The following is a 12,773-nucleotide window of genomic DNA, read 5'->3' as shown; positions in this document are numbered from 1 at the left end:
GTCGTTGCCTTGGGCTCGGGGGCGGGCTCAGGCGTGGGCTCGGGCTCGGGCTCGCGGGCAGGCTCGGGCTCAGGGGTGGGCCTGGGCTCCGGCTCGGGGGTGGGCTCCGGCTCGGGCGTGGGTTCTGGCTTGGGCTCGGGGACCGGTTCCGTTGCCGTGGGGGTGGGGGTGTCGTCGGGGGACGGGGACGGCTTGGGGACCGTGAGGTTGTCGAAGGCGGCGGTGACCAGCTCGTGTACGTCGTCGGGGGCGTCCTCGGTGGACGTGCGCGGCTCCGGGACCCCCGGTGCGGGCTCGGGCTGGGACGGGGAGGGGGACGGGGCCTTGGGCTCCTCCGTGGGAGGGGGTGTGGGAGCCGCGGCCTCCGTCGGTTCCGGCGTCGGGGCCGTCTCCTGTGTGGCCTCCTCCGGCTGGGCGGACCGCGCTTTGCGTGAGCGGCCGAACGCGTTCCGCAGGAGAGTGAGAATGCCCATGTGCGCAACCCTTCGCATGAGTTGAAGCCCGCCAATCCCTGGCCAGGACGGACACGTAAGGTTAGCGGCCTCCGCTTCCGCTTCGGGCCACGGTCTGGCACACGGACCGGGTCCGCGTCAAGGGCCGCTTCCGGCCCGTCTGCGCATGGCGTCCCGGTGGCGATCAACTTCCTGACGATCGCCCTCAGTTCACCCCCTGTTCATTCGGGCGCCCGACTGCCGCACATATGTGCCCCTACGGTCACGCTGACACCAAGGGCATCCAAGGGGAGAGCAAAAGTGCGCAAGCTGCTGCCGTTGATCGGAACACCGTCCGGTTCCCACCCTGGCGGCCGTTCCGCCATGACCTGTCGTTTCCGGTGTGGTGACGCCTGCTTCCACGAGGTGCCCAACACCAGTGACAACGAGTACGTCGGTGACGTCATCGCCGGCGCGCTCAGCCGCCGGTCGATGATGCGGGCCGCCGCCGTGGTCACCGTCGCCGCGGCCGGCGCCGGCGCGGTCACCGTCGGTGCCGCTCCCGAGGCGCAGGCGGCCGCGGACGCCGGCCAGGGCAAGGGGCACGGCCACGGCCACGGCCAGAGCAAACCGAAGGGTGCGCGCGGGCTGCGCTTCACGCCCGTGGCGCCCAACACGAACGACGCCGTCACCGTGCCGGACGGCTACCGGCAGAACGTCGTGATCCGCTGGGGCGAGCCCATCCTGCGCGGCGCCCCCGCCTTCGACCCGGAGAACCAGACCGCGAAGGCCCAGGCCGGTCAGTTCGGGTACAACAACGACTTCCTCGCGCTGCTGCCGCTGGACGAGCGCGGCCGGCAGCTGCTCGTGGCCAACCACGAGTACACCGACGAGGTGCTCATGTTCCGCGGCTACGACGCGGAGAACCCGACCCGCGAGCAGGTCGAGATCGCGTGGGCCGCGCACGGCCTGTCCGCCGTGGTCGTCGAGGAGGACCGCAGGACCGGCAAGCTCACGCCCGTCACCCGGCACCAGCTCAACCGCCGCGTCACCGCCACCACCGAGTTCCGGCTGACCGGCCCGGCCGCCGGCTCCGACCTGCTGAAGACCTCCGCCGACCGGACGGGCAGGAAGGTGCTCGGCACCCTCAACAACTGCTCCGGCGGCACCACCCCGTGGGGCACCACGCTGCACGGCGAGGAGAACTTCAACCAGTACTTCGCCAACAGCAGCCGCACCACCGACAAGCGGTACGGCATCGGCACCGGTGCCACCGAGCGCAAGTGGGAGCGGTTCGACAAGCGCTTCGACGTCGCCCAGGAGCCCAACGAGGTGCACCGCTTCGGCTACGTCGTCGAGCTGGACCCGTACGACCCGGACTCCACGCCCCGCAAGCACACCCTGCTGGGCCGGTTCAAGCACGAGGCCGCGACCGTGCGGCTGACCTCGGACGGGCGTCCGGTCGTGTACACCGGCGACGACGAGCGGTTCGACTACTTCTACAAGTTCGTCGGCAGCAAGCGGATGAAGAAGGGGTCCTCCCGGGCCGCGCGCGAGCACAACCTCTCCCTGCTCGACGAGGGGACGCTGTACGTCGCCAAGCTCACCGGCGACTCCCCCGCGATCGAGATCGACGGCACCGGCAAGCTGCCGGGCGACGGCGAGTTCGACGGCAGCGGCGTGTGGATCCCGCTGGTCACCGCCGACGAGGACGGCGCCGTCTCGCACGTGGAGGGGATGAGCGCCGAGGAGGTGTGCGTCTTCACCCGCCTCGCCGGTGACAAGGTCGGCGCGACCAAGATGGACCGGCCCGAGGACATCGAGCCCTCGCCGAAGACCGGCAAGGTGTACGTCGCCCTCACCAACAACACCAACCGGGGCGTCGGCTCCTACGCCAAGGCGGACGAGGCCAACCCGCGCAACGCCAACAAGCACGGGCACGTCCTGGAGCTGACCGAGCACCGCAACCGCGCCGACAGCCTGAAGTTCGGCTGGTCGCTGTTCCTGGTGGCCGGTGACCCGGAGGACTCGGCGACGTACTTCGCGGGCTTCCCGAAGGAGAACGTCAGCCCGATCTCCTGCCCGGACAACGTGGCCTTCGACGACCACGGCAACCTGTGGCTCTCCACCGACGGCAACGCGCTCGGCACGCACGACGGCCTCTTCGGCGTGGCGACGTCGGGCGAGCGGCGCGGTGAGCTGAAGCAGTTCCTGACCGTGCCGACCGGCGCCGAGACCTGCGGTCCGCTCATCCAGGACCGGCGCGTGCTGGTCGCCGTGCAGCACCCGGGCGAGGTGGACGGCGCCTCGGTGGAGAACCCGGCCAGCACCTGGCCCGACGGTGCGGGCAAGATCGTGCGCCCGGCGGTCGTGGCGGTGTGGCGCGCGGACGGTTCCGACATCGGCGTCTGAGCGTCCTGACCGCCCTGACCGCCCTGAGGGCCTGAGGGCCTGAGGGGGGCCCTCAGGGATCACCCGTACCGGGCCGGGTCAGCCGGCCCGGTGCAGGGTGAGGTCGACGAGCAGGGCCCGGTGGTCGGTGTCGGCCAGGTCGAGGAACCGGGCCTCGCGTGAGGTGAAGTCCTCCGAGACCAGTACGTGGTCGATCTGGACCCCGAAGGTGGGCGCCGTCAGGGCCGGCCAGCTCGCGGTCCGCCCGGAACCGGCCAGCCGGGCCGCGTCGCGCAGTCCGGTGTCCAGCAGCGGCCGGAACGCGGCGTGGTCCTGGGAGGCGTTGAAGTCGCCGGCCAGGACGGTGGGGGTCTTGTCGTCCTTCGCGACGGCGTCGTGCAGCGCGTCCAGTTCCTCGCGCCAGACGTCGGTCTGGCCGGGCAGCGGGGGCATGGGGTGGGCGAGCTGGAGCCGTACGTCGGTGCCGCTGACCTCCGCGACGGCGGCGGGCATGCCCATCGTGCCCTCGACGCCCTTGGCGGCGCGCAGCGGGTAGCGGCTGAGGATGACGGAACCCTTCGAGCCGTCGCCCTCGACGGCCCGGCGGTCCGGGTAGGTCTTGCCCAGCTCCCGGCGGAGCGTGGTGTCGCAGGCCTGGTCGCACTCCTGGACGAACACGATGTCCGGTTCCTCGCGGCGGACTGCGGTGACGAGGGCGTCGGTGGCCTGTCCGAACTCGACGTTCGAGGTCAGTACGCGCAGTTCGGCGAAGGCCGGGCCGATGGGGTCGCCGGTCCTGCCGTAGGGCTGCATGAACCAGGCCAGCAGGCCGAGCAGCAGCACTCCCCAGAGCGCGCCGAACCACCAGTGGGTGAACACGGCGATCACGAGTGCGATGCCGAGGGGTATGAGCAGCCAGGGCAGGAACGCCAGGAGCTGCGGTACCGGGGTGATGCCGTCGGTGCCGGCGGTCCGGCAGCCGAGGACCACGCTCAGACCGGTGAACAGCAGGACCGCGCAGGTGAGGGCGGACCGTCGGCCGGCCCGTCTGCGGCGTACGTGCCGGGGGACCGCCCATGCGGCGGCCCTGGTGTCCGTGTTCAAGTCCCGGCCTTCCGCTCGGTGAAACAGGTGGTCCGTTTCGGTTTCTCCCTCAAATCCTTCATCAAAGACGGGGTGAGCGGTCGGAAAGTTCCCCTGGCGTTCCGGGAGCGGGAACAGCTGGTGTCCGGCGGCGGACACGGCCGGTGAGCCAGGACACCAGCGCGACGGTCAGGCCGAGGGCGACGAGGAGCCAGGCGGCGGTGCGCAGGGTGGCCGTCAGGGCGTCGTAGACGGCCCCGGCGGCCGGGCCGTGCACCGTGCCCGGCAGTTCGGCCAGGGTGAGGCGGCGGCCGACGGCGACGGCCAGGGCGAGCAGCGCGCCGCCCAGGGCCGTGCCGAGGCCGGCGGCGGTGACGGCGCGGCGGCGCCGGGCGGCGACCGCGATGCCGGTGACGGCACAGGCGACGGCGGCGAAGGGGAGCCAGACGGCGGCGACATCCAGCGCGTGGTAGCCCCGGCGCAGCCGGTCCGCCTCGGCGGCGCCGAGGACGGTGACCGGGGTGGGGTGTACGGGGATGCGGTGCGCGAACGGTACGTGGTCCCGGACGAGCTGGTGTCTGACGCGGGCGGTGACGGGGGCCAGGTCGACGGTGACGGGGCGGTGGTCGTCGGCGCGGGGCGGCCGGCGCAGGGCGCGGACGACGGCGTCGTGGACGGTCCGGTTGGCGGCGTCCCAGCCGGCCCGGAACGCCTCGGTGCGGGTGAAGGAGCGGGCGGCGTCGTGCACGAAGAGGCGGGTGGCGCCGGGGGCGGGCCCGGGATCGATGTGGCTGAACACGCCGTCCCGGACGGTGTCCGCGACGGCGTCCCGGACGCGGGGGTCGGCGGCGAGGGGCGCCATGGCGTCGACGTAGCGGCCGGTGTCGGAGAGGGCGTAGGCCGCCCAGGCGGCGAGGGTGCCGCAGGGGGTGAGGAGGCAGGCGAGGGTGATCAGGACGGCCGACAGGGCGTGCCGGAGGCGCAGGCGGGGGCGGAGACGCAGACGTGGGGCCACGGGTCCAGGCAAGACGGCCGGGGGGTGGCGGGCGAGCGGCCCGACTGCATGTGGGGGCATGCGGTGGGCCGGACGGGTGGGGACGACCGCCCGCGCCGGGCGCGCACGACACGGTGCTGGTGTGCGCGGTCCGCGGCCGGAGCGCCGACGGGGACCGGTACGGGTGCTGCGCGCGGCGCCGGGGACGGGGTGGCGGGCCGGCCAGGGGCGGGCCGGTCAAGGCAGGCGGTGGCCGGTCGCGTCCTCGTGGGTGTAGTAGCGGTAGAACAGCGTGACGAACATGGCCGCCGCCACCGCCACCGAGATGCCCGCGGACAGGAGCACGCTCCGGCCGGACTGGTTGATCAGGAAGCCCACCGCGCAGCCGGTGAACGCGGCCCACAGCAGCGCGTGCTGCTCGCGCCGCAGCCGCGCGGCGACCGCGCGGACGACGGAGTACAGCACCACGAAGACGAGCGTGGTCAGCCAGCCGAACAGCAGGTTCCAGCCGGTGATCTCGGTGCCGTGGCGCCGGTTGGCCGCGGCCCACCAGCCGTAGACCAGCCCCAGCAGGACCGGCACCGCCCACTTCGCCACCAGGTGGGTCCGGGGACCGAAGACGTCGGAGTCCGGCGCCGGTGCCCGTGTCCCGCGGCCCCGCCTGCTCGTCGTACCGCCGTACCCGGTTTCCGCGTGCGCCATGAGGACGCTCCTCTCTGTCCTGGCCCCCGCCTACCAGGTCACACCCGGTGCCGCGCCCGGGCAACTCAGGATGCGGGCGCCGCGGGCGCGTGTTTCGCTGGGCGGGTGAGCGGTCGCGTCCGGATGAGGCCGGTGAGCCGGCCGTCGCGTGGTCGGCCGGGACGGGCCGGCCGGCTGTCCGGGGACCCGGGTGCCGCGCACCGGAACCCGTTGGTGCGGGTGGGCGGCCTCGGGGTCGGCTGGGTCCCGCCGCTGCTGCTGCTGACCGGCGTCGCGGCGGCCGACGCCAACACCGGCGGCGAGTTCCGGATGATCTCCTGGATCGTGCTGGTCCCCGGGATCGCCTCCGCCCTGTGCGGGGTGTGGGGCACCGCCGTCTACGCGGCTCTCGCCGTCGCCACGTACTTCACCGTGGACAGCGCCTGGCCGCACCAGTACCAGAGCGGGCTGCCCGACTTCATCCTCGTCGCCGTGGGCGGGCTGCTGGCCACCCTGGCCTGCGTGGTCCGGGTGCGCGGGGAGCGGCGGATGCTGCACATCCGGGACGTCGCCGACACCACCCGCCGCGTGGTGCTGCGCCCGCTGCCGCCGGGCTGGGGCGGCCTCGACCACGCCGCCGTCTACCTCCCGGCCGACGCCGAGGCCCGGGTGGGCGGCGACTTCTACGACATCCAGCCCGGCCCGCACGGCACCCGCGTCCTCGTCGGTGACGTGCAGGGCAAGGGGCTGGGCGCGGTGGAGACGGCGGCGGCGCTGCTCAGCGCCTTCCGTGAGGCCGGCTACCACGAGGCGGACCTGGCGACGGTCGCCGAGCGGCTGGAGGTGCGCATGACGCGGCACCGCGGCCACACCGCGGCGGTGCACGGCCGGGCGGGCGGCGGCGACCGGTTCGCCACCGCCGTGCTGGTCGGCTTCCCGCCCCGGGTGCCCGGCGCCGTCGACACCGTCGTCTTCGGTCACGAACCGCCGCTCGCGGTCGGCCCGCGCGGCGTACGGGAGCTGCCCGTCGACGGCGGGCTGCCGCTGGGCCTGGCCGAACTCGGCTCCGGGCCGCCGCCGGTGCGCCGGCTGGAGCTGGCCGCCGACGAGACGCTGCTGCTGGTCACGGACGGGGTGACGGAGGCCAGGGACCGGGACGGGGGCTTCTACCGGCACGCCGAGGAGGTCGCCCGGGCCGTCGCCGCCGACGCCCGCAACACCGCGCCGCGCCGGCTCGTGCGCCTCGTGCGCGACGGCACGCTGCGGCACTGCGACGGGCGGCTGGGCGACGACACGACGGTGTTCGCCGTCCGGCGCCGGGACCGGGCGTGAGGGGCGCGGCGGGCGGTTCGCGCGACGTCCGCGAGCCCCCGGCTCCGGCCGGGGCGGGGGTCACACTTTCCGCCGGGTGCCCCTCTTCGCAGCCGCAGCGGTTACGGTGCTGACGTACGTGATCGACAGGGGAGGGGACATGCCCGGAACCGTGCTGCTGCTGGCGGCTTCGCCCGTGGGCAAGGGACGCCTGGTGGACGCGGCCTCGGTGCTCCCCGTCCTCGCGGCCGTGCCGCCCCCGGTGCTGTCCGGGACGGACACCGCCAACGTCATCGAACTGGCCGACCCGCTCGACCCGCAGGCCGTGCTGACCCGGCTGCGGGCCGCCGCCGCGGCGCCCGGCCCGCTGACCGTGTACGTCACCGGACAGCTCCAGACCGACCGCCGCCAGCACCTGCCGCACCTGGCGCTGGCCCGCACCACCCCGGCCACCGTCCGCTACACCGCCCTGCCCTGGCACTGGATCAAGGAGGAGCTGCGGCTGCGCCCGACCGGGGCCACGACGCTCGTCCTCGACCTGCACGCCGACCAGGAGACCTGGGAGTGGCTCCAGCGGCACCCGCTGGACTGCGGGCGCAACAACGCCGTCTACGGCCGCGTCGCGCCGCCCCCGTCCCGGCGCGGGACGGCGGTCCCGGCGTACATGCGCGGGGTCGCGACCATCCTGCGCAGCGGGCACCGGCCGCCGTTGCAGCAGCTGCACGAGCAGGCGCTGGCCCGGGCCGCCGCCGAGGGCGGGGGCGGCCGCGTCCCCGACCTGGTGCTGACGGTGCCCGGCCCGGCCCCCGGCGACCCGCACGACGCCGTCACCGCGGCCGTGCAGGCCGGGCGGCACGCCGACGCCGACGCGCTGGCCGCCTCCCACGAGCGGGCCGCCGCCTACACGCACGGGCCGGCCTCCGAGGACGCGCTGCACTGGACGGAGGTCCGCGCCGACCTGGCGATGTTCGCCGGGGACCCGGTGCGCAGCTGCCGGGGCTGGCTGGAGGTGGCGCGGATGCGGCTCAACTCCGGGCAGGCGGCGGACGCGCCCGCCGTCGAGGCCGCCGTCGACCGGGCCCACCACCAGTGGGGGCAGATCCGCGATCCGCGCCAGGCCCGTGAACTGGGCCAGGTGCTCGCCGAGCTGCGGGGCCGGGTGCCCGGCCGGCGCGCGGGCGCCCTGGACCACGTACGCAAGCAGCTGGACCAGTTGCAGACCCAGGGCTGAACCCCGGTCCGGCCTGTCCGACCCCTCCCCCCTGCGCATTCCCGGTGCCATGATGGTGAGTTATGGCTAAGGGGGACGAAGTGGCCACACAGGACATCCGGGTTCGGCTGGACGGCACCGCGACCGAGAGCGACATCGGGGCCCTGCGCAAGTGGCTGGAGCGGGAGAAGCCGTTGGACGAGCTGGTCCGCGCCGGGCGGCTGCGCATCCACGAACGCCCGCACACGGACGAGTCCGGCGCCCCGATGGGCGTCGGGATGGAGATCGTCGTGGCGGTGACGTCGGGGGCCGCCTCGGTGGTGTTCCGGGAACTGCTGGACCAGGTCAAGGGGGCCGTGGAGGCCTGGCGGACCAATCGGCGCGAGGTGGAGGACGGCGAACCGCCCGAGGGCCGTGTCGACCCGGTGCACCCCGACGACAGGTAGGCCGGTGGCCGGTTTCGACCCGCGCGGGCAGGTGAACCGGGCGCTGCTGGTCGGGGTGTCCGAGTACGACGTCACGGAGCCGCCGTACGGCGTGCCCTGCGACCTGCCCGCGGTCAAGCACAACCTCAACCGGCTGCGGGACGCGCTGCAGCGCGGCCGGGTCTTCGGCGAGCGGGAGATCGTGGTGTCCCGGTCGCCGACGCTGGACGACTTCAGCCGGTCGCTGCGCACCGCCGCCGAGGAGGCCGAGGGCGTCCTGCTGCTGTACTTCGCCGGGCACGGGGCGATCCCCAGCGCGGGCGACGAGCTGTTCCTCCAGATGCGCAACGCCAGTGTGGTGGCGGGCGGGCACGCGGTGTTCCCGGGCGCGGAGATGTTCACCACCGTGCTGACGGTGCTCGCGGCCAGTCCGGCCCGGCGGATCGTGATCGTGCTGGACTGCTGTTTCGCGGGCAACGCGGCCTGGCTGTGGGAGACCTTCCGGGACAAGCGGCGGGTCCTGCTCCTGATGAGCGTGCAGGCCAACCACCGCACCGACGCGGGCGCTCCGGGCACGCCGACGCCGTTCACCGCCGAACTGCTGCGGGTGCTGGAGGAGCAGGACGGACGGGACGGGCGGGACGGGCGGGGCGGCGGCGGGCTGTGGTTCGGGGGGCTCGCCGAGGCGCTGCGCGAGGGGATGGCGGCCGGCGGCCACCGTACGGTGCGGTCGGCGCCGTGGGAGCCGCAGAGCCGGGCCGAGCCGGGGGAGGACGTACTGCTGTGGGCGCCGTCCGCCGCCCCGGACGAGCCGCCCGGGCCGACCGAGCCGGAAAAGCCGGGGAAGAAGCCGGAGCAGCAGGTCAGGGAGGGGGACGGGCCCCGCCGGCCCGGACTCCTCGACCGGACGGTCGCCGCCGTCGGGACGGTGGCCTCCGCCGTGGCCGGCGCCGTGGCCGGCGCGGTGACCGCGCTGTACCTGTTCGGGCGCCGGCTGCCGACCGTCCTCGTCGCCCTGCTCGCCCTCGCCCTGGCCGCCGCCGGCGTCGGCACCTACCGGCTCGTCTCCCCGCCCGGCTCCGGCGTGAGCTGCGCCCCTCCCCCGGAGCTGCGCGTGCTGACCGACCCCGACCTGGAGCCGACCGTGCGCGCCGCCGCCGACGCGTACCTCACCTCGGACGAGAACACCACGGACGACGGCTGCCGCCGCGCCGGCCTCACCGTCTACAGCGCGGGCACCGCCGACGCGGTCACCGCGCTGCGCCGGCAGACCGGTGCCTGGCAGGAACCCGGCGACGACCCCAACCCGCAGCGGGACGTGGGCCCGCAGCCGGACGTCTGGATACCCTCCTCCCCCGCCGACGTCGCCCGCGTGGCGTCGGGCCGGGACACCGACGCGGTCGCCGCGCTGGAGGAGGACCGGCAGCCGTTCGCGTACTCCCCCGTCGTCCTCGCCGTCCCGCAGGAGCTGGCCGCCGAGTCGCAGGACGAACGCGTCTCCGTCGCGCTCAACCGCATGATCGACGCCCTGCGCGGCCGTCGCGCGGACGCCGAGGTGCGCCGCCCGGACCCGGAGTTCGCGGACACCGGGCTGCTCGCCACCATCGGCCTGTACGGCACCCACTCCGGCGCCGAAGCCCGGGACGCGGCCGGTGCCGAACGCCGGGTCGCGCAGTCCGGCCCGCCCGCCCCGACCGCCGCCGAGCTGCTGTGCGCGCTGCCCGACGACGACGCCGTGGACGACCGCACCGCCGCCCTGGTCCCCGAGTTCCTGATGCGCAGCGGCGTCGGCTGCGACAGCGCGCGGCGCACCCCGCGGATGGCCCAGTACCCGGGCGACGTACCCGGCCTGGAGCCGGTCTTCGTCCGGGTGCGCTGGCGGGGCGCCGACCGCGACACGGCGGACCGGGACGCCGCCGCCGACGGTTTCCGCCGGTGGCTCACCCGGACCGGCGGGCGTCAGGTGTTCGCCGAGGCCGGGTTCCGGGCGGCGGACGGGGAGCGGGCGCTGCTGGACGAGGACGGCCGGGCCGCGGGGGTGCTGGCGGCCCCGGCCCCGCTGATCGAACCGGCCGGACGGGACGCGATGGAGGCGGCGCTGGAGGCATACCGGGACGTCGACGGGCCCGGCCGGGTGCTGTTCCTGCTCGACAGCTCCCGTTCGATGCGCGACGTCTGGGACGGGCCCAGCGGCGGCCCCGGTCTGATCGCCCGTTCGCTGGGCGGCCTCGGTGCGCGTGACGAGTACGGGGTGTGGGCGGTGTACGGCACGGGCGACGACCCGTACGACACCCTGCTGGCGACCGGACCGCACCGCCGGCGGGACGCCGAGCGGGCCCTGGACCGGGCCGCCGTCACCCGGTCGGCCGACGACGCCGATCCGCACCGCGCCCTGCTGGCCGCCTTCGACCACATGGAGCGGCGCGACGCCGAGCGGGAGCGGACCGGCCTGATCGTGTACGTCACCGACGACGAGGACGCCGGCCGGCTGCGCGGCGACCGGCTCGACGCCGTGCTGGACGCGGCCCGCGCGGCCGACGTGCCGGTGACGATGGTGTCCCTGGCGGGCGGCGGCTGCGACCCGGGCCGGCCCGACGCCCGGATCGCCGAGGCGAGCGGCGGACGCTGCCTGGACGCCGGCGACGACCCGGGCGCCGCCCTGCACGACGAGGTCGCCCGCACCGGAACGGGGGAGGAGGACTGATGCCCCGCCGCCCGATCGTCCGCCCGTTCCGCCGCCCGCTGGGCCGCCCGTCCCGCCGCCCGCTGAGCCGCCTGTCCCGCCGCCCGCTGAGCCGCCCGTCCCGCCGTCCGCTCGGCCTGCTGCTGGCCGCCGTACTGCTCGCCTCCGCCGCCTGCACGGGAGGCGGCGACGGCACCGGACCGGTCCCCTCCGACGACGTGCCCGGCTCCATCGTGGTCGCCAGCGGCCGGGACGTCACCGGGCAGAACGGGGTCCGCCGGCGGCTGATCGACGCCTGGAACGAACGGCAGGAGAAGGCGGGCAGCCACTACCAGGCCCGCCTGGTGGAGCTCCCCGGCAGCGCCGACGAGCAGCGCGGCCAGCTGCTCGGCGCCCTCCAGTCCGGCAGCTCCGCCTACGACGTGGTCAACCTGGACGTGACCTGGGTGCCGGAGTTCGCCGCCGCCGGCCTGGTCCGCCCGCTGCCCGAGGCGCTGGTCGACGACGACGTCGTCGACTCCGTGGCCGGCACCGCGCGCTGGGACGGGAAGGTCTACGCGGTCCCGTTCAACAGCGACGTCGGCCTTCTCTACTACCGGCGCGACCACCTCGCGCGGGCCGGCCTGGAGCGGACGGAGCTGGCCGGGGTGACCGACTGGCGGAAACTGGAGACGCTGATCGACGTCCTGGACGAGCGGGACGTCCCCGGCTACGAGAAGGGCTGGACCACCCAGCTCGCCGCCTACGAGGGCCGCACCGTCAACGCCGTGGAGGCGTTCGCCGCCGTACCGGGCGGCGTGCCGCTCACCGACGACGAGGGCCGCTACACGGCGACCGTCGAGGAACTCACCCGGGGCATCGCCGAGCTGCGCCGCCGCACGGCCACGCCGTACACCCTCGCCGACGCCGCGCAGTCCGACGAGGCGGCCTCCCTCGCCGACTTCGCGGACGGCCGCACCGCCTTCCTGCGGCACTGGCCGTGGGTGTACCGCACCCTGCACCAGAGCTTCTCCCCCGGTCAGCTGGGGGTGACGGCGCTGCCGGGCCGGGCGGTGCTCGGCGGCCAGAACCTGGCGGTGACGGCCGCCTCCCGGCGGGCGGACAAGGCGGCCGAGCTGATCGAGTTCCTCACCGGCAAGGAGAGCGAACGCTGTCTGCTGGACGCGGGGTTCGCGGCGACGCGGGTATCGGCGTACACCGACGACGACGTGCGGTGCCCGGTGGACACCGCCGGGACCCCGTCGGCCGCCCCCAGCGGGGAGCGGCCCGACCGGATGCCCCGGGACGCCGCCGACCGGCCCGCCTACGCCGCCTCCGTGCTGCTCCCCGCGCTGCGGCGGGCGGTGCAGCGGCCGCGGACCCCGCTGTACGGGGCGTTCACCCAGACGTTCACCGCGCAGCTCGGGCCGCTGTTCGGCACCGATCCGCCGGACGACGCGACGCTGGCGAAACGGCTGGACGCGGCGCTGCGGCGGGCGCTGCCGGGTTAGGGTCTGTCGTTTGGATCACGCCGCAGACGCGGGGTCTGGCACGCGCATCTGCGGCGTTGTCGTCACTCGCCGAC

General features: G+C 75.1%; 9 protein-coding genes and 1 pseudogene. 6 read left to right on the top strand and 4 right to left on the bottom strand.

All coding sequences use genetic code 11. The features are described 5' to 3' along the window. Positions 1 to 473, bottom strand: a pseudogene (locus J7I94_RS30100) (Toxic cation resistance protein); the annotation flags it as partial. A gap of 279 nt (positions 474 to 752) precedes the next feature. Between J7I94_RS30100 and J7I94_RS30095 the strand changes: the two are divergent. Further along, complete coding sequence (locus tag J7I94_RS30095) at positions 753 to 2,843, top strand: PhoX family phosphatase (RefSeq protein WP_215172128.1); 2,091 nt, start codon at positions 753 to 755, stop codon at positions 2,841 to 2,843. Positions 2,844 to 2,921: 78 nt separating this feature from the next. Here J7I94_RS30095 and J7I94_RS30090 read toward each other — a convergent pair whose 3' ends face one another. From J7I94_RS30090 to J7I94_RS30080, 3 genes are all read right to left on the bottom strand, one after another. Then, positions 2,922 to 3,926, bottom strand: coding sequence for an endonuclease/exonuclease/phosphatase family protein (locus J7I94_RS30090; protein ID WP_215172126.1), 1,005 nt, complete (start codon positions 3,924 to 3,926; stop codon positions 2,922 to 2,924). A gap of 61 nt (positions 3,927 to 3,987) precedes the next feature. Beyond that, on the bottom strand, positions 3,988 to 4,920 hold the full coding sequence (locus J7I94_RS30085) for a hypothetical protein (protein WP_308114760.1): 933 nt from the start codon (positions 4,918 to 4,920) through the stop codon (positions 3,988 to 3,990). A gap of 216 nt (positions 4,921 to 5,136) precedes the next feature. Then, positions 5,137 to 5,601, bottom strand: coding sequence for a hypothetical protein (locus J7I94_RS30080; RefSeq protein WP_215172124.1), 465 nt, complete (start codon positions 5,599 to 5,601; stop codon positions 5,137 to 5,139). A 174-nt stretch (positions 5,602 to 5,775) separates the two neighbouring features. On the opposite strand from J7I94_RS30080, the gene J7I94_RS30075 reads away from it, so the two are divergent. From J7I94_RS30075 to J7I94_RS30055, 5 genes are all read left to right on the top strand, one after another. After that, a complete protein-coding gene (locus J7I94_RS30075) occupies positions 5,776 to 6,912 on the top strand; it encodes a PP2C family protein-serine/threonine phosphatase (protein ID WP_374198444.1) in 1,137 nt (378 codons plus the stop codon). Positions 6,913 to 7,051: 139 nt separating this feature from the next. Then, the gene (locus J7I94_RS30070; protein WP_215172122.1) at positions 7,052 to 8,122 is read left to right on the top strand and encodes a hypothetical protein; all 1,071 of its coding nucleotides are present in this window, start codon (positions 7,052 to 7,054) and stop codon (positions 8,120 to 8,122) included. An 80-nt stretch (positions 8,123 to 8,202) separates the two neighbouring features. Next, positions 8,203 to 8,547 carry a hypothetical protein gene (locus J7I94_RS30065; RefSeq protein WP_308114759.1) on the top strand — a complete coding sequence of 115 codons (345 nt, stop codon included), beginning with the start codon at positions 8,203 to 8,205 and terminating at the stop codon, positions 8,545 to 8,547. Positions 8,548 to 8,551: 4 nt separating this feature from the next. Beyond that, on the top strand, positions 8,552 to 11,230 hold the full coding sequence (locus tag J7I94_RS30060; RefSeq protein ID WP_215172118.1) for a caspase family protein: 2,679 nt from the start codon (positions 8,552 to 8,554) through the stop codon (positions 11,228 to 11,230). After that, on the top strand, positions 11,230 to 12,699 hold the full coding sequence (locus J7I94_RS30055; RefSeq protein WP_215172116.1) for an extracellular solute-binding protein: 1,470 nt from the start codon (positions 11,230 to 11,232) through the stop codon (positions 12,697 to 12,699). The genes J7I94_RS30060 and J7I94_RS30055 overlap by 1 nt, the downstream gene beginning before the upstream one ends. Positions 12,700 to 12,773 lie beyond the last annotated feature (74 nt).

Source organism: Streptomyces sp. ISL-12, from assembly GCF_018614415.1.
GTDB lineage: Bacteria > Actinomycetota > Actinomycetes > Streptomycetales > Streptomycetaceae > Streptomyces.
This window is presented reverse-complemented; position numbering and strand designations above follow the sequence as displayed.